The sequence below is a fragment of the Maledivibacter halophilus genome, from assembly GCF_900167445.1.
Lineage (GTDB): Bacteria > Bacillota > Clostridia > Peptostreptococcales > Caminicellaceae > Maledivibacter > Maledivibacter halophilus.
Genome location: NZ_FUZT01000031.1, coordinates 1 through 16,513 on the forward strand (window position 1 = coordinate 1; position 16,513 = coordinate 16,513).

The 16,513-nt window shown below is 34.3% G+C and carries 15 protein-coding genes and 1 other annotated feature; all 15 genes read left to right on the plus strand.

All coding sequences use genetic code 11. The features are described from left to right. The coding region (locus tag B5X81_RS26720) for an EF-Tu C-terminal domain-related protein (protein ID WP_330390746.1) at window positions 1–96 on the plus strand (96 nt) is incomplete at its 5' end. Between the two features lie 592 nt (window positions 97–688). Next, window positions 689–838: a 50S ribosomal protein L33 gene (rpmG, locus tag B5X81_RS26725; protein WP_079496065.1), complete on the plus strand. Its 150-nt coding sequence runs from the start codon at window positions 689–691 to the stop codon at window positions 836–838. 52 nt (window positions 839–890) lie between these two features. Continuing rightward, window positions 891–1,097 (plus strand): preprotein translocase subunit SecE, encoded by a 207-nt coding sequence (secE, locus tag B5X81_RS26730; RefSeq protein ID WP_079496066.1) that lies wholly within the window; start codon window positions 891–893, stop codon window positions 1,095–1,097. A 60-nt stretch (window positions 1,098–1,157) separates the two neighbouring features. Beyond that, window positions 1,158–1,679 carry a transcription termination/antitermination protein NusG gene (gene nusG / locus B5X81_RS26735; RefSeq protein WP_079496067.1) on the plus strand — a complete coding sequence of 174 codons (522 nt, stop codon included), beginning with the start codon at window positions 1,158–1,160 and terminating at the stop codon, window positions 1,677–1,679. Between the two features lie 101 nt (window positions 1,680–1,780). Then, window positions 1,781–2,206 carry a 50S ribosomal protein L11 gene (gene rplK / locus B5X81_RS26740; RefSeq protein ID WP_079496068.1) on the plus strand — a complete coding sequence of 142 codons (426 nt, stop codon included), beginning with the start codon at window positions 1,781–1,783 and terminating at the stop codon, window positions 2,204–2,206. A 54-nt stretch (window positions 2,207–2,260) separates the two neighbouring features. Further along, a complete protein-coding gene (gene rplA / locus B5X81_RS26745) occupies window positions 2,261–2,959 on the plus strand; it encodes a 50S ribosomal protein L1 (protein ID WP_079496069.1) in 699 nt (232 codons plus the stop codon). Between the two features lie 55 nt (window positions 2,960–3,014). After that, window positions 3,015–3,147: a sequence feature (ribosomal protein L10 leader region), on the plus strand. Between the two features lie 44 nt (window positions 3,148–3,191). After that, window positions 3,192–3,716 (plus strand): 50S ribosomal protein L10, encoded by a 525-nt coding sequence (rplJ, locus tag B5X81_RS26750; RefSeq protein WP_079496070.1) that lies wholly within the window; start codon window positions 3,192–3,194, stop codon window positions 3,714–3,716. A gap of 40 nt (window positions 3,717–3,756) precedes the next feature. Then, window positions 3,757–4,143 carry a 50S ribosomal protein L7/L12 gene (gene rplL / locus B5X81_RS26755; protein ID WP_079496071.1) on the plus strand — a complete coding sequence of 129 codons (387 nt, stop codon included), beginning with the start codon at window positions 3,757–3,759 and terminating at the stop codon, window positions 4,141–4,143. 809 nt (window positions 4,144–4,952) lie between these two features. Next, window positions 4,953–8,627 carry a DNA-directed RNA polymerase subunit beta gene (gene rpoB, locus B5X81_RS26760; protein ID WP_079496072.1) on the plus strand — a complete coding sequence of 1,225 codons (3,675 nt, stop codon included), beginning with the start codon at window positions 4,953–4,955 and terminating at the stop codon, window positions 8,625–8,627. A gap of 195 nt (window positions 8,628–8,822) precedes the next feature. Further along, entirely contained in the window at window positions 8,823–12,338 is a 3,516-nt protein-coding gene (gene rpoC, locus B5X81_RS26765) for a DNA-directed RNA polymerase subunit beta' (RefSeq protein ID WP_079496073.1), read from the plus strand. Between the two features lie 156 nt (window positions 12,339–12,494). Then, complete coding sequence (locus tag B5X81_RS26770) at window positions 12,495–12,743, plus strand: ribosomal L7Ae/L30e/S12e/Gadd45 family protein (RefSeq protein WP_244282263.1); 249 nt, start codon at window positions 12,495–12,497, stop codon at window positions 12,741–12,743. Between the two features lie 57 nt (window positions 12,744–12,800). Further along, complete coding sequence (gene rpsL / locus B5X81_RS26775; protein WP_079496074.1) at window positions 12,801–13,217, plus strand: 30S ribosomal protein S12; 417 nt, start codon at window positions 12,801–12,803, stop codon at window positions 13,215–13,217. 139 nt (window positions 13,218–13,356) lie between these two features. Continuing rightward, window positions 13,357–13,827 carry a 30S ribosomal protein S7 gene (gene rpsG / locus B5X81_RS26780; protein ID WP_079496075.1) on the plus strand — a complete coding sequence of 157 codons (471 nt, stop codon included), beginning with the start codon at window positions 13,357–13,359 and terminating at the stop codon, window positions 13,825–13,827. Between the two features lie 186 nt (window positions 13,828–14,013). Further along, window positions 14,014–16,080, plus strand: a complete 2,067-nt coding sequence (fusA, locus tag B5X81_RS26785; RefSeq protein WP_280175304.1) for an elongation factor G — start codon at window positions 14,014–14,016, stop codon at window positions 16,078–16,080. Between the two features lie 62 nt (window positions 16,081–16,142). Continuing rightward, on the plus strand, window positions 16,143–16,513 hold a 371-nt coding region (locus B5X81_RS26790), incomplete at its 3' end, for a GTP-binding protein (RefSeq protein ID WP_139380442.1).

Here is a 16,513-nt window from a genome sequence, read left to right on the forward strand (position 1 = left end):
ATCACACCAATAGCAATAGAAGAAGGATTAAGATTTGCTATTCGTGAAGGTGGTAGAACAGTAGGAGCAGGTGCTGTTGCTAAGATTATAGAATAGTCTTATTGTGCAGAAAGTTGACTTGAAAGCAAAGAAAATCTCACCAGCTTTCATGGAAATCTGCTTAGTTATATATAAGGATTGATTATTAAAGCTATTAGTATGCAGATAGGACTAGGGCTTATCCTAGTCCTATTAAAGTTATGATTGTATAGAAATTCTGGTAAAGTCTTTGATTTAAACATATTTAAAGCTCATAAAAGATAAAGGCTGAGTGTTTTGATATGTATAAATAAAGTTTTACTAGGATCTTTCTATAATAAAGCAATGATACAATACAGCGAATTTGGATATACTATGAGATGGTAGGTTTTGAGTGCTGGTTTTTCTGTTTTTATTTTTGTTTTGGAACCTAATTTTATTATAATGAGCTAACTAACATTTAATTTGTTTTTTAAATATTAAGCATTTTATTATGTATAAATTAAGTTTTGCTATGGGAAATCTATATAAATATACTTGTTAAATATATTGACATCCACTTGAAATTATGATAGTTTTAATAAGTAAATTACAATGGTGAAATTTATGTACTATTTTAAATATAAACTCTCCTTTATTATAGAATGAGGTTGTTTTAGGAGGTGTAGAAATGAGAGTTAAAATCACAATGGCTTGTACAGAATGTAAGCAAAGGAATTATCATACTACAAAAAATAAGAAAAATGACCCAGATAGAATAGAGCTGAAAAAGTATTGTAAGTTCTGCAAAACTCATACTGTTCATAAGGAAACTAAATAATTAAGGTTATTTAAAAACTTTAAAAACAAATATCGTAAGGGTGTGAAAGTGTATGGCTGCGCAAACTAATACAAAGAGAATGGGAGCTAGAAAATACTTCAAAAGCGTTAAATCAGAGCTTAAAAAAGTTAGTTGGCCAAATAGAAAAGATTTACAATCATACACAATAGTAGTACTTGTGGCGTGTGGACTAGCGTCTATAGGTATATGGTTGGCAGATTCAGTTTTTGGTCAAATAATTAAACTCTTGGCTAAATAGTAATCCAATACAAGGGAGGGAAAGGGTTTTTATTACAAAAAAGTAATAGCCCTCTAAGCCATGTCTGAAAAAGAAGTTAAATGGTATGTAGCTCATACATACTCCGGTCATGAAAAAAAAGTAAAAGCTAATATTGAAAAGCTAGTAGAAAACCGGGGTATGGAAGATGTGATACATGAAGTAGTTGTTCCAACGGAAGAAAAAGTTGAAATTAAAAATGGAAAGAAAAAAATAAAAGAGAAAAAGATTTTTCCCGGCTATGTCATTGTTAAAATGATTATGAATGATGAGTCGTGGTATGTAGTTAGAAATACTAGAGGCGTCACAGGGTTTGTTGGCCCTGCTTCAAAACCAGTACCTTTAACCGACGAAGAAGTACGTTGGATGGGTATTGAAGATAAGCTGCCATCGATAGATGTTCAAGTAGGAGAATCGGTTAAAGTTACTTCGGGTCCCTTTGAAAACTTCATAGGTGAAGTTAAGGGTATTAACAATGAAAAACAAACATTAAAGGTATCTATATCTATGTTTGGAAGAGATACGCCAGTTGAATTAGAGTTTACACAAGTAGAAAAACTATAAAATAATTGGTTTTGGAACAGAATGTAAGATTTATACAAGGTATAAAAGCAAATACAAAAAGCTTTTATTATAGATTTAGTGTAAAATAAGGAGGTGCAATCATGGCGAAAAAGGTTACAGGTATAATTAAACTTCAGATTCCTGCAGGCAAAGCCACACCAGCTCCACCAGTTGGTCCAGCTTTAGGACAACATGGTGTTAATATAATGCAATTTTGCAAGGAGTTTAATGCTAAGACTGCAGACAAAGCTGGCTTAATAATACCAGTTATAATAACAGTATACCAAGATAGATCATTTAGCTTTATTACAAAAACTCCCCCTGCAGCAGTTCTGCTTAAAAAGGCGGCAGGAATACCAAAAGCTTCAGGAGAGCCAAATACAAATAAAGTTGCAACGGTATCAATTGATAAAGTGAAAGAAATAGCTGAAATGAAGATGCCTGACTTAAATGCTGCAAATTTAGAATCAGCTATGAGCATGATTAAAGGTACAGCAAGAAGTATGGGTATTTTAGTAGAAGAGTAGATATTCGTGTGGGAGGTAAAATATACCGCCATAACCACAAAGGAGGTTTTAGTGATGTCAAAAAGAGGCAAAAAATATCAAGAAAGTGCCAAATTAGTAGATAGAACAAAATTATATGACCCAGAAGAGGCTATAGGATTATTACCTGAAATTTCAAAAGCTAAATTTGATGAAACTGTTGAGTTACACATAAGACTTGGAGTAGATGGAAGACATGCAGACCAACAAGTTAGAGGTGCTATAGTATTACCTCATGGAATTGGTAAGTCTAAAAAAGTATTAGTATTTGCCAAGGGAGATAAAGTTGCAGAAGCACAGGCTGAGGGAGCAGATTATGTTGGTGGAGAAGAATATGTAGCAAAAATTCAAAATGAAAATTGGCTTGATTTTGAAGCAGTTGTAGCTACTCCTGACATGATGGGAATAGTAGGTAGATTAGGTAGAGTTTTAGGACCTAAAGGATTAATGCCAAATCCTAAATCAGGAACAGTTACTTTTGATGTTGGAAAAGCGGTTAAAGAAATAAAAGCAGGTAAGGTTGAATACAGACTTGATAAAAGTAATATAATCCATGTTCCGATTGGAAAAGTGTCATTTGGAAAAGAGAAAATGTTGGAGAATTTCAACACTTTAATGGAAGCTATTATAAAAGCTAGACCTGCGTCTGCTAAAGGTACTTATTTGAAAAATGTTACAATCACAAGTACTATGGCTCCAGGTATTAAGATTAATGCAGCTAAGATAGGAAAATAATAATTTTATAATAGATTGACATATAGGATTAATAGTGATACAATCTTGAATGTTAAATCAAACTGAATACAAACCGTAGACAGTAGGTGCTTGCCTTTAGCTTAATTTTGCCTACCGAGGTAATTTATAATAGATTTTGATTATAAGCCTCTCTATGTCTACGTAGGAGAGGCTTTTTATATGAGAGTATAAAAGGTAAAGCACATAAAATCCTAAAGAGGAGGTGGAGATTATGTCAAAGGCTATAGAAATGAAGAAATCTGTTGTTGAGGAAATCAAGGGGAAAATTGATGGTTCTCAATCAGTTGTTCTGGTTGACTATAGAGGTTTAACTGTTGAAGAAACAACTGAACTTAGAAAGAAATTTAGAGAAGCTGGTGTTGAATATAAAGTATATAAAAATTCATTAATGAGATTTGCCTTTAAAGAGGCAGGCTTAGAAGATTTTAACCAGCATCTTAAAGGGCCAAATGGAGTTGCATTTGGTATTGAAGATCCGGTGTCACCTGCTAAGATAACTAAAGAATTTGCTGATAATCACAAAAACTTAGAAATTAAAGCTGGTGTAGTTGATGGTAAAGTTATTGATTTACAAGGAATAATGGATCTTGCAGATTTACCATCAAGAGAAGTTCTAATTGCCCAAGTTCTTGGAGGCTTAAATGGGCCAATTTCAGGATTTGCTAATGTTCTTGGAGCAAATATCAGAAATCTTGTATATGTATTAGATGCAATTAAAGAAAAACAAGAACAATAAAAAACAATAAAAATAATAACGTATATGGAGGTAATTTAAAATGGCAAGTGAAAAAGTGTTGAATTTAATTGAAGAGGTTAAAGGTCTTACAGTATTAGAATTATCAGACTTAGTTAAAGCATTAGAAGAAGAATTTGGTGTGAGTGCTCAAGCACCAGTGGCTATGGCTGCTATGCCAGCTGGTGGAGCTGCTGGAGCTCCTGCTGCTGAAGAGAAAACTGAATTTGATGTAGTATTAACAAGTGCTGGTGCTAAAAAGATTGCTGCTATTAAAGTAGTAAGAGAAATTACTGGATTAGGATTGAAAGAAGCTAAGGCTTTAGTAGATGGAGCACCAAAACCAGTTAAAGAGGGAGTTTCTAAAGAAGAAGCTGAAGAAATAAAAGGTAAATTAGAAGATGCAGGAGCAGGTGTTGAAGTTAAATAATTAAAATTTGAAGCAAAAAGGCACTTCGGATTTTCTGGAGTACCTTTTTGCTTTCTGATTTTATTATAGTGTAAATTAGGAAAAATAGATTTAGATGAAAACTTATTATATATAGTGAAGCAGTCTTAAAATTTAATTTATACATCTTAAAAACTCACAGAAACGATGAGTTTTTGATATATGTAAATTTAATTTTGCTGTGTAAACCCTAAAAAATAGTTAAAAAATCAAAAAAGTTCTTGACAGCATTTGACTTTTATGCTAAGATTGTAAAATGCTATTAGTATGTCTAATTTAAAAAAATGCATAGAAATATACAAAAATGGATAGAATATATAGGTGATATTTAACTTTATGAGTTTTTATTTAAGCCTATTTTTTATTGCTGGTCATTTCAAAAGGTGGAATTTGACCAAAATACAAGGGAATAATTCTCTTAAGCTTTTATTGGTTTTTAAATACATATAATTATTATAGATATGTTTTTAAACTAAGCCATTTTAGTAATTGGAAAACTTCTATGAATATTGTATATTGTTTCACTATAGAAGTTTGATGTGAATTAATTATGCTATTATTTAAGGAAGTTTTATTTTTAGAATTTAAGCTTCGATTATTAATTCATAATACGGATAAACTATTTTAAGTTTGTAATATTTTATTCTAATGGAATTAATCTTGAAGATATATCTCTAAAGATAGTGTTAAAGCTAAGTTTTTTTATGCTTTACGTATGTACTTCCTTTGTGCTATATAAAAGGTTTTTAAATAACAAACCTTTTTATTTTACTATAAGGGGTGAATAATGAATGCCACATCCTGTGAAGGTCGGTAAAGGAACAAGAATGAGCTTTTCCAAAATCGATGAAGTAGTAGAAATGCCCAATCTCATCGAAATTCAGAAAAAGTCCTACGAATGGTTTTTACATGAAGGATTAATGGAAGCATTTATGGATATTTCTCCCATACAAGATTATACTGGAAATTTAATTCTAGAATTTTCAAACTATTCTTTAGATGGAGATCCTAAGTATGATGTGGAAGAATGCAAAGAAAGAGATGTAACTTATGCTGTTCCACTAAAAGTAAAGGTAAGATTTATTAACAAAGAAACGGGAGAAGTTAAAGAGCAAGAAGTATTCATGGGAGACTTCCCTCTTATGACTGAAAAAGGAACATTTATTATTAATGGTGCTGAAAGAGTAATAGTTAGTCAGCTAGTTAGATCACCGGGGCCATATTATGCAGACCAGATAGATAAAACTGGAAAAAGACTATTTTCCACTACTGTGATTCCTAATAGAGGAGCATGGCTTGAGTATGAAACAGATTCAAATAATATAATCTCTGTTAGGATTGATAGAACAAGAAAGTTACCTTTTACCGTTTTTGCAAGAGCACTTGGATATGGAACCGATCAAGATATTATAAATCTTTTTGGAGAAGATGAGAGGCTAATTAGAACTTTAGATAAAGATAGCACTACGAATCAAGAAGAAGGTCTAATAGAGGTTTATAAAAAGCTTAGACCGGGAGAGCCACCAACTGTTGACAGTGCTAATAATCTTATAAACTCCCTATTTTTTGATGCAAAACGATATGATTTAGCTAAGGTTGGAAGGTATAAATTTAATAAAAAATTATGTTTATCTAATAGACTAACTGGTTTTATTACAGCAGAAGACGTTATTGATCAAAATACAGGTGAAATATTAGCAAAAAAAGGACAAAAAATTGATAGGAATACTGCTATTAAAATTGAGAATTCTGGTTTAAAGAGTGTAAATATTATCAATGAAGATGAAAAAGTCATTAAGGTTATTGGCAACAATTTTGTAGATATTGAAGCTCATGTTAATTTTAATATAGAGGACTTGAATATCACAGAAAAAGTTCATTATCCAACTTTAAAGGAGATTTTGGATAGCTATCATGGCGAAGAAGAAATAAAAGAAGCATTGAAAGACAAAATAAAGGAATTGGTTCCTAAACATATTATTAAGGATGATATAATAGCAACTATGAGCTATATATTGAACTTGCCTTATGGAGTAGGTGAGGTAGATGATATAGATCATTTAGGGAATAGAAGACTAAGATCTGTTGGAGAGCTTTTACAAAACCAATTTAGGATAGGTTTATCAAGAATGGAAAGAGTTGTAAAGGAAAGAATGACTATTCAAGATATGGAAGCTATAACTCCACAGGCACTTATAAATATTAGACCGGTTGCAGCTGCAATAAAAGAATTTTTTGGAAGCAGTCAATTATCTCAATTTATGGACCAAACAAATCCTCTTTCGGAATTGACTCATAAAAGGAGATTATCTGCATTAGGCCCTGGAGGATTATCAAGGGAAAGAGCTGGCTTTGAAGTAAGAGATGTCCATCACTCCCATTATGGAAGAATGTGTCCTATTGAAACACCAGAAGGTCCTAATATAGGATTAATAAACTCATTAAGTGCCTATGCTAGAGTAAATGAGTATGGATTTATTGAGGCTCCATATAGAAAAATAGATAAGGAAAAAGGAGTAGTCACTAATAAGATAGAATTTTTAACTGCTGATGTTGAAGAAAAACATATTATTTGTCAAGCAAATGAACCTTTAGATGCAGAAGGAAGATTTATAAATAAAAAAGTTATTGCTAGAACTATCAAGGGGGAAATAGATGTTGTACCAAGTTCAGAAATAGACTATATGGATGTTTCGCCAAAGCAAATAGTTTCTGTTGCTACAGCTATGATTCCATTCCTTGAAAATGATGATGCAAATAGAGCTTTAATGGGTTCAAATATGCAGCGTCAAGCAGTTCCTCTTATAAAAACTGAATCTCCTATAGTTGGTACAGGAATGGAGCATATTGCAGCAAAAGACTCAGGTGTAGTAGGGATTTCCAAAAATGATGGTGTTATTGAAAGAGTATCAGCAGATGAAATTATTATTAAGAGAGATTTGGATGGTAAAAAAGATAGGCATAAACTGTTGAAGTTTAAACGCTCAAATCAAGGGACATGTATAAATCAAAGACCTCTTGTTGAGCATGGAGAAAGGGTTAAAAAAGGTGATGTGATATCTGATGGACCATCAACTGAAAAGGGAGAAATAGCCCTTGGTAAAAACATTTTAGTTGGATTTATGACTTGGGAAGGATATAACTATGAGGATGCTATTCTCTTAAGTGAAGAACTTGTCAAGGATGATACTTTAACTTCAATTCATATAGAGGAATATGAAGCAGAGGCTAGGGATACAAAGCTTGGTCCTGAGGAGATAACAAGGGATATACCTAACGTTGGGGAAGATGCACTGAAAAACTTAGATGAGAGAGGTATTATTAGAATAGGTGCTGAAGTAACATCTCAAGATATATTAGTAGGAAAAGTTACTCCAAAGGGTGAAACAGAATTAACAGCTGAGGAAAGACTATTAAGAGCAATTTTTGGGGAAAAAGCAAGAGAAGTAAGGGATACATCTTTGAGAGTTCCCCATGGGGAATCTGGAATAATTGTTGATGTAAAGGTCTTTACTCGTGAAAACGGAGATGAGCTTCCACCGGGAGTAAACATACTTGTAAGAGCATATATTGCTAAGAAGAGAAAAATTAATGTAGGAGACAAGATGGCTGGTAGACATGGTAACAAGGGGGTTATATCAAGAATACTTCCTATAGAAGATATGCCATTTTTAGAAGATGGTACTCCTCTTCAATTGGTACTTAATCCACTTGGTGTGCCATCACGTATGAATATAGGCCAGGTTCTGGAGGTGCATCTTGGATTAGCTGCTAAAAAACGTGGATGGAAGATTGCTACTCCTGTATTTGATGGTGCCTCAGAGATAGATATAATGGATCAACTTGTAGAATGTGGTTACCCTCAGGATGGTAAACTTAAGCTATATGATGGAAGAAGTGGGGAAGAGTTTGATAATCGTGTAACAGTTGGATATATGTATATGTTAAAGCTTCACCATCTTGTAGATGACAAGCTTCATGCTAGAAGTACAGGTCCCTATTCCCTTGTTACGCAACAGCCTCTTGGAGGTAAAGCGCAATTTGGTGGCCAGAGATTTGGAGAAATGGAGGTTTGGGCTCTTTATGCATATGGTGCTGCCCATACTCTACAAGAGATTTTAACTGTTAAATCCGATGATGTAGTGGGTCGTGTTAAAGCCTATGAAGCAATAGTTAAGGGGGAAAATATTCCTCAGCCGGGGATACCAGAATCATTTAAGGTGTTAATTAAAGAGCTTCAAAGTTTATGTCTCGATGTAAAGGTTATGTCTGATAACCAAGATGAAATAGAAATAAAAGAAAATCACGAAGATGAACTGGATTCAATTATTGATAGTAATGGAAATATAGATTATAATGATTCATCAGATAATAATGATTCATCAGATAGTAATCAAGATGATGATAGTGATTATAATAATGATTATGATGATCAAGAGGTTCAAGATGATAATCATGGAGAATAGAACATTTATAGGTATTAAACCTTAAATTTAAGGTTTAATATAGGGATTTAAGTAAAGACTTTAGTTTATATACATGTAAAACTTTTAAATATAAATCCCTGGATAGATGTACGCCAATAAAACTCTATAAGCGTACATTTATACCTATAAAAAGTTATTTTAAGTACATTCTAATAAAGAAGGGAGAGAAACTCCTTGATAGAACTTAATAACTTTGACTCAATTAAGATTGGTTTAGCTTCACCTGAAAAAATTAGGCAATGGTCAAAGGGAGAAGTCAAAAAGCCAGAAACTATTAATTACCGTACATTGAAACCTGAAAAGGAAGGTTTGTTTTGTGAAAAAATATTTGGACCAACAAAGGACTGGGAATGTCATTGTGGTAAATATAAAAGAGTCAGATATAAAGGTGTAATATGTGATAGGTGTGGTGTCGAGGTAACAAAATCTAAGGTTAGACGTGAAAGAATGGGGCATATTGAGCTTGCTGCCTCTGTATCTCATATTTGGTATTTCAAAGGAATTCCCAGTAGAATGGGTATATTACTTGATATGTCGCCAAGGTCACTGGAGAAGGTATTGTATTTTGCCTCTTATATTGTAATTGATCCAGGGAATACTCCACTTACTTTTAAGCAATTATTAACAGAGAAGGAATACAGGGAATATAGAGAAAAATATGGAAATGCTTTTAGAGCGGGGATGGGTGCAGAATCTGTAAAGGAAATATTACAAAAAATTGATTTGGATAGATTGTCAAAGGAACTTAAGATAAAATTAAAGGAAAGCTCTGGACAAAAAAGAGTTAGAACTATTAGAAGATTAGAAGTCGTAGAGGCTTTTAGGGGATCGAAAAATCAACCTGAATGGATGATATTGGATGTTATTCCGGTTATACCACCAGACTTAAGGCCTATGGTACAGCTTGATGGTGGTAGATTTGCCACTTCAGATTTAAATGATTTATATAGAAGAGTTATTAATAGAAACAATAGATTAAACAGACTTTTAGAGCTTGGAGCTCCCGATATTATTGTTAGAAATGAAAAGAGAATGCTTCAAGAAGCTGTAGATGCATTAATAGATAATGGAAGAAGGGGAAGACCAGTAACTGGACCGGGAAACAGACCCCTTAAATCTCTTTCGGATATGTTAAAGGGTAAACAGGGAAGATTTCGTCAGAACCTTCTTGGTAAACGTGTTGACTATTCTGGACGTTCAGTTATTGTAGTAGGTCCTGAGCTTAAGTTTTATCAGTGTGGACTTCCGAAAAAAATGGCTTTGGAACTATTTAAGCCCTTTGTCATGAAAAAGCTGGTTTCTGATGGTTATGTTCATAACATAAAGAGTGCTAAAAGAATGGTGGAAAGAATCAAACCAGAGGTGTGGGGAGTATTGGAAGAAGTAATAAAAGAGCATCCAGTTTTGCTAAACCGTGCCCCAACTCTTCATAGACTAGGGATTCAAGCCTTCGAGCCTATTCTGGTTGAAGGTAAGGCAATAAAGCTTCATCCACTTGTTTGTACAGCTTATAACGCAGACTTTGACGGAGACCAGATGGCTGTGCATGTTCCTCTTACAGTAGAGGCTCAAGCAGAAGCTAGATTCCTTATGCTTTCTATAAATAATATTCTAGCACCAAAGGATGGGTCGCCAATAACAACTCCAACTCAAGATATGGTTTTAGGTAGTTATTACCTTACTATAAAAGTAGATGGTGAAGTTGGAGAAGGAATGGTGTTTACTGATTATAATGAAATGCTTATGGCCTATGAAAATAAGGTGGCTGGACTTCATGCCAAGGTGAAGGTGAGAATTAAAAGAAATCCAGATGAACCAGGAAAATTAGTAGAAAGCACTGTTGGTAGATTTATATTTAATGAAAATATTCCACAGAATTTAGGATTTGTTGATAGAAGTGATGGAAATTACAATCTAGAGATAGATACTTTAGTTGATAAAAAGTTTCTTGGTAAAATAATAGATAGATGTTTTAGAAAACATGGAAATACTGTAACTGCTATGATGCTTGATCACGTTAAGTCCCTTGGGTTTAAATTTTCCACTCGAGGTGCAATTAGTGTAAGTGTTTCTGATATGAATATTCCTAAAGCTAAGGAAAAACTTATTTCTGAGGCTGAAGAGAAGGTGGATAAATATAAAAAGGCATATAGAAGAGGCCTTATTTCTGATGAGGAAAGGTATGAAAGTGTAATAAAAACTTGGCAGGAGACTACTGCAAATGTAACAGATGCATTAATGGAAAACTTGGGAGATTTAAACAATCTCTACATCATGGCCCACTCTGGAGCAAGGGGAAGTAAGAACCAGATAAGACAGCTTGCTGGGATGCGTGGACTCATGGCAAATGCCACTGGACATACAGTTGAAATACCTATTACCTCGAACTTTAGAGAAGGTTTATCTATTTTAGAGTATTTTATATCAACAACGGGAGCAAGAAAGGGTCTTGCGGATACGGCTCTAAGAACTGCCGATTCTGGATACTTGACCAGAAGACTTGTAGATGTAAGTCAAGATGTAATAGTAAGTGAAGATGACTGTGGAACAGATGATGGTATAATAGTAACAGCATTTAAAGATGGCAAAGAAATAATTGAACCACTTTATGATAGAATAGCAGGAAGATATGCTTTAGAAGATATAGTTCATCCTGAAACTGGTGAAGTGATTGTTCATGCTGAAGATATGATAACAGAAGATGATGCAGAGAAAATTATAGTATCAGGTATAGAAACTGTAAAAATTAGGACTGTATTAAATTGTAAAGCTGAGCATGGTGTATGTGGAAAATGTTATGGTAAAAACCTTGCAACGGGTAAGCCTGTGAATGTAGGTGAGGCAGTTGGAATAATTGCTGCACAATCAATTGGTGAGCCGGGAACTCAGCTTACCATGAGAACTTTCCATACTGGTGGAGTTGCGGGTGGAGATATTACCCAAGGTCTACCGAGGGTTGAAGAGCTCTTTGAAGCCAGAAAACCTAAAGGACTTGCTATTATTTCTGAAATTGGTGGAAAAATAGTAATAAAAGATACCACTAAGAAACGTGAAGTTGTGGTAACATCAGATGATGGAGAGTCGAAAACATATCAAATAGCCTATGGATCAAGGATAAAAGTTAAGCAAGGACAATACATTAAACCAGGAGATGAAATAACTGAAGGGTCAGTTAATCCCCACGACATATTGAGGATTAAAGGCACCCAAGGTGTTGAAGAATATATAACTAAGGAAGTTCAAAGAGTTTATAGGATGCAGGGTGTTGACATTAATGACAAGCATATAGAAATTATTGTTAAACAGATGTTATCAAGGGTTAAGATTGAAGATTCTGGAGACACAGAATTATTGCCAGGAGGGCTTGTAAGCATTGTTAAATTCGATAAAGAAAATGAACAGGTAGAAGCTGAGGCTGGAAAGCCTGCAACGGCTAAAAGAGTTCTTTTGGGAATTACTAAAGCATCCCTTGCAACGGAATCCTTCCTGTCTGCGGCTTCATTCCAAGAGACAACTAGAGTATTAACAGAAGCAGCAATAAAGGGTAAAGAGGATAGACTTATGGGATTAAAAGAGAATGTAATAATTGGAAAGCTCATTCCTGCAGGAACTGGAATGAAAAAGTATAAGAATATTGCTGTACTAGGCGATAATGTAGAAGAGTCTTTCGATGAAAATATAACACTATAAATTTATTGACATAGGTATACTTTGGTGCTAAAATGTTATAGTGTGTAATTTATGTATAGTTGACTTTTAATACTAATTGAGGATTGTATGGCCCTATAATAAGATATTTATTTTTGATCGTACAATCCTTTTAGAGTAAAAAAAGGAGGATGCTATATGCACTTAATGGAGCTTAAAAAGGAAAATAAGCTTAAAGTTGGGATTAAGCAATCCACAAGGGCAATAAATGACAATAGAGCTAAGACTTTATTCGTTGCAAAGGGCTGTGAGCAGCATGTAGTAAGAAATATTCTTGAAGTAGCCAAAGGAAAAAATGTCCAGATTGTTTATGTGGAATCCATGAAAAAGCTTGGAGAAGCATGTGGTATTGACGTCGGTGCTGCAACTGCAGTTATTTTAAAATAGATAATGATGTGAAATATTATGTTTCGCGTAAAAGTAAAACTGGAAGGAGGTGTAGGAATGCCAACTATAAGCCAATTAATACGTAAAAGCAGAAAACAAACGAGTAAGCAATCAAATTCTCCTGCTTTACAAAGAGGTTTTAATTCATTAAAAAGAGTACCTACTAAAATGAGTGCACCGCAAAAAAGAGGTGTATGTACTGCCGTTAAAACTGTGACTCCTAAAAAACCTAACTCAGCTCTAAGAAAAGTTGCCAGAGTTAGACTTACTAATGGTATAGAGGTTAGTGCTTATATACCAGGTATAGGACACAATTTACAAGAGCATAGCGTTGTTCTTATAAGAGGTGGTAGAGTTAAAGACTTACCAGGTGTTAGATATCACATAGTAAGAGGAACTCTTGATACTGCGGGTACAGAAAATAGAATGCAGGGAAGATCCAAGTACGGTGCTAAAAGACCGAAGAAGAAATAGATATTAATGATGCCGGCTATAATGAAAAAATCTCCTCCTCATTGTAGGAGGGGTTTTATACAATAGATGTGAAGAGTGCACAAACGGCAATAAAAAGTCGAGTACCGATGAATAAAAAGATTTTTGGGAGGGAAGTAAAGTGCCAAGAAAAGGTAATGTACCAAAAAGAGAAGTGCTACCAGATCCAATATATGGAAGCAAAGTTGTGACAAAATTAATCAACAGTGTAATGCTGGATGGTAAAAAAGGTACAGCTCAAAGAATTGTATATGATGCATTTGAGGTAGTAAAAGAAAAAACAGGAAAAGACCCACTTGAAGTGTTTGATGAGGCTATGAACAATATCATGCCTGTATTAGAAGTTAAAGCAAGACGTGTTGGTGGAGCTAACTATCAGGTTCCAATTGAAGTTAGACCTGCTAGAAGACAAACACTGGGTCTTAGATGGCTAGTTAATTATACCCGCAAAAGAGGGGAAAGGACAATGATTGAAAAGCTAGCTAAAGAAATAATGGATGCAGCAAACAATACTGGCGCATCTGTTAAGAAGAAAGAAGATACTCACAAAATGGCAGAAGCTAATAAAGCCTTTGCTCATTATAGATGGTAAATTTGTGAATATAAAATATAAATTAATATAAAAAGATAAACAACTTTTAATTGTGAATTGGTTTAATTTTTCTATAAAAATCTAAAGTTGTATATCTAAAATTAACTTAGAATTAATATAAATATGTTATTATTTTTTGGTAACATATTAATCCCTATAGTGTTTTGGCAGAAAGGAGGAACAAAGGTGAGAGCCTTTCCCTTAGAGAAAACGAGAAATATTGGTATAATGGCACATATAGATGCTGGAAAAACAACAACTACAGAGAGAATATTATTTTACACAGGTAGAGTTCATAAAATTGGTGAAACCCATGAAGGTGCTGCTACTATGGATTGGATGGAGCAGGAACAAGAAAGAGGTATAACAATTACTTCGGCTGCTACTACTGCACAATGGCTAGATCATAGAGTGAATATTATAGATACACCTGGCCACGTGGACTTCACCGTTGAAGTGGAAAGATCCCTTAGGGTTTTAGATAGTTCTGTGGCTGTATTCTGTGCAAAGGGTGGTGTAGAACCACAATCCGAAACTGTTTGGAGACAGGCGGATAAGTATGGAGTACCTAGAATGGCATTTGTAAACAAAATGGATATAACAGGTGCTGATTTCTATAATGCTGTAGACATGATGAAAGATAGACTTAAAGCAAATGCAGTACCGATTCAATTACCTATAGGTGCAGAAAGTGAGTTTATAGGTATTGTAGATTTAGTAGATATGAAGGCTAGGGTTTACAAGGATGATTTAGGGCAAGAAATAGAAGTAACAGATATTCCCGAAGAATTAAAAGAAAAGGCCGAAGAATATAGAACTGCACTAATTGAAGCAGTTGCAGAAAATGATGAAGAATTAATGATGAAGTATTTAGAAGGTGAAGAGCTGACTCAAGAAGAAATAAAATTAGGACTTAGAAAAGGAACTATTGACAATACTATTGTTCCAGTTCTTTGCGGTTCAGCTTATAAAAATAAAGGTATTCAAATGCTTTTGGATGCAGTAATTGCATATATGCCTTCACCATTAGATATTCCTCCTATTAAGGGTACCTTAGTGGAAACAGGTGAAGAAGCTGTAAGAAAAGCTGATGACAATGCACCTTTTTCAGCATTGGCTTTTAAAATCATGGCTGACCCTTATGTTGGTAAGCTTGCTTTCTTTAGAGTTTATTCTGGAACATTAGATGCAGGTTCTTATGTTTTCAACTCTACAAAGGGTAAAAAAGAGAGAGTTGGACGTATTCTTCAAATGCATGCTAATAAAAGAGAAGAGATTTCAAGGGTGTATGCAGGAGATATAGCTGCTGCGGTTGGCCTTAAGAATACTGCCACTGGCGATACTTTGTGTGATGAGAATAATGAAATTTTACTTGAATCCATGGAATTCCCAGAGCCAGTTATTAGGGTTGCTATTGAGCCTAAAACTAGAGCTGGTCAAGAGAAAATGGGTATAGCTTTAGCGAAACTTGCCGAAGAAGATCCAACTTTTAGAACTTATACTGACGAAGAAACTAGTCAGGTTATTATTGCAGGTATGGGTGAATTACATCTTGAAATTATCGTTGATAGATTGCTTAGAGAATTTAAAGTTGAAGCAAATATAGGTAAACCACAGGTTGCATATAGAGAAACTATTACTAAGGCCACAGATATTGAAGCGAAGTTTGCAAGACAGTCTGGTGGTAGAGGACAATATGGTCATGTTAAGATTAAAGTTACTCCACAAGAACCAGGTGCTGGATATGAATTTATAAATTCGATTGTTGGTGGAGCTATTCCTAGAGAATATATTCCAGCAGTAGATGCTGGTGTTCAAGGTGCTATGGAAAATGGAGTACTATCAGGCTATGAAGTTGTAGATGTTAAGGTTGAATTATATGATGGATCTTATCACGAGGTTGACTCATCAGAAATGGCATTTAAAATTGCTGGTTCTATGGCCTTTAAGGATGCTATGAAAAAAGGTAATGCTGTTTTACTAGAACCTTACATGAAGGTGGAAGTAGTTGTTCCTGAAGAGTATCTGGGAGATGTAATGGGAGATCTTAACTCTAGAAGAGGTAAACTTGAAGGTATGGAAGCAAGAGCAGGAGCTCAAGTAATAAGAGCCCATGTACCCCTTGCTGAAATGTTTGGATACGCTACAGACCTTCGTTCAAAATCTCAAGGTCGTGGTAACTATACTATGCAATTTAGTCACTATGAACAAGTTCCAAATAGTATAGCCGAAAAAATTATTAATGGTAAATAAATGTATATTAATGTTTTAAATATTAAATATTAAATATATATATTTTAGAAGGAGGAAGAAAGATGTCAAAAGCAAAATTTGAAAGAAATAAGCCCCATGTAAACATAGGAACAATAGGTCACGTAGACCATGGTAAGACAACATTAACTGCAGCAATCACTTATACATTACAAAAAAAATATCAGCTTGGAGAAGCAGTAGAGTTTGCTAATATAGATAAGGCTCCAGAAGAAAGAGAAAGAGGAATTACGATTTCAACATCCCATGTTGAGTATGAGACACCAAATAGACACTACGCTCACGTAGACTGTCCTGGTCATGCTGACTACGTAAAGAACATGATAACAGGAGCAGCTCAAATGGATGGAGCTATTTTAGTAGTATCAGCAGCAGATGGTCCAATGCCACAAACAAGAGAGCATATTCTATTATC

Bases quoted from the DNA above. Each gene is read 5' to 3' on its own strand.
- rpmG (WP_079496065.1), top strand. From the start codon at position 689: ATGAGAGTTAAAATCACAATGGCTTGTACAGAATGTAAGCAAAGGAAT.
- secE (WP_079496066.1), top strand. From the start codon at position 891: ATGGCTGCGCAAACTAATACAAAGAGAATGGGAGCTAGAAAATACTTC.
- nusG (WP_079496067.1), top strand. From the start codon at position 1,158: ATGTCTGAAAAAGAAGTTAAATGGTATGTAGCTCATACATACTCCGGT.
- rplK (WP_079496068.1), top strand. From the start codon at position 1,781: ATGGCGAAAAAGGTTACAGGTATAATTAAACTTCAGATTCCTGCAGGC.
- rplA (WP_079496069.1), top strand. From the start codon at position 2,261: ATGTCAAAAAGAGGCAAAAAATATCAAGAAAGTGCCAAATTAGTAGAT.
- rplJ (WP_079496070.1), top strand. From the start codon at position 3,192: ATGTCAAAGGCTATAGAAATGAAGAAATCTGTTGTTGAGGAAATCAAG.
- rplL (WP_079496071.1), top strand. From the start codon at position 3,757: ATGGCAAGTGAAAAAGTGTTGAATTTAATTGAAGAGGTTAAAGGTCTT.
- rpoB (WP_079496072.1), top strand. From the start codon at position 4,953: ATGCCACATCCTGTGAAGGTCGGTAAAGGAACAAGAATGAGCTTTTCC.
- B5X81_RS26770 (WP_244282263.1), top strand. From the start codon at position 12,495: ATGCACTTAATGGAGCTTAAAAAGGAAAATAAGCTTAAAGTTGGGATT.
- rpsL (WP_079496074.1), top strand. From the start codon at position 12,801: ATGCCAACTATAAGCCAATTAATACGTAAAAGCAGAAAACAAACGAGT.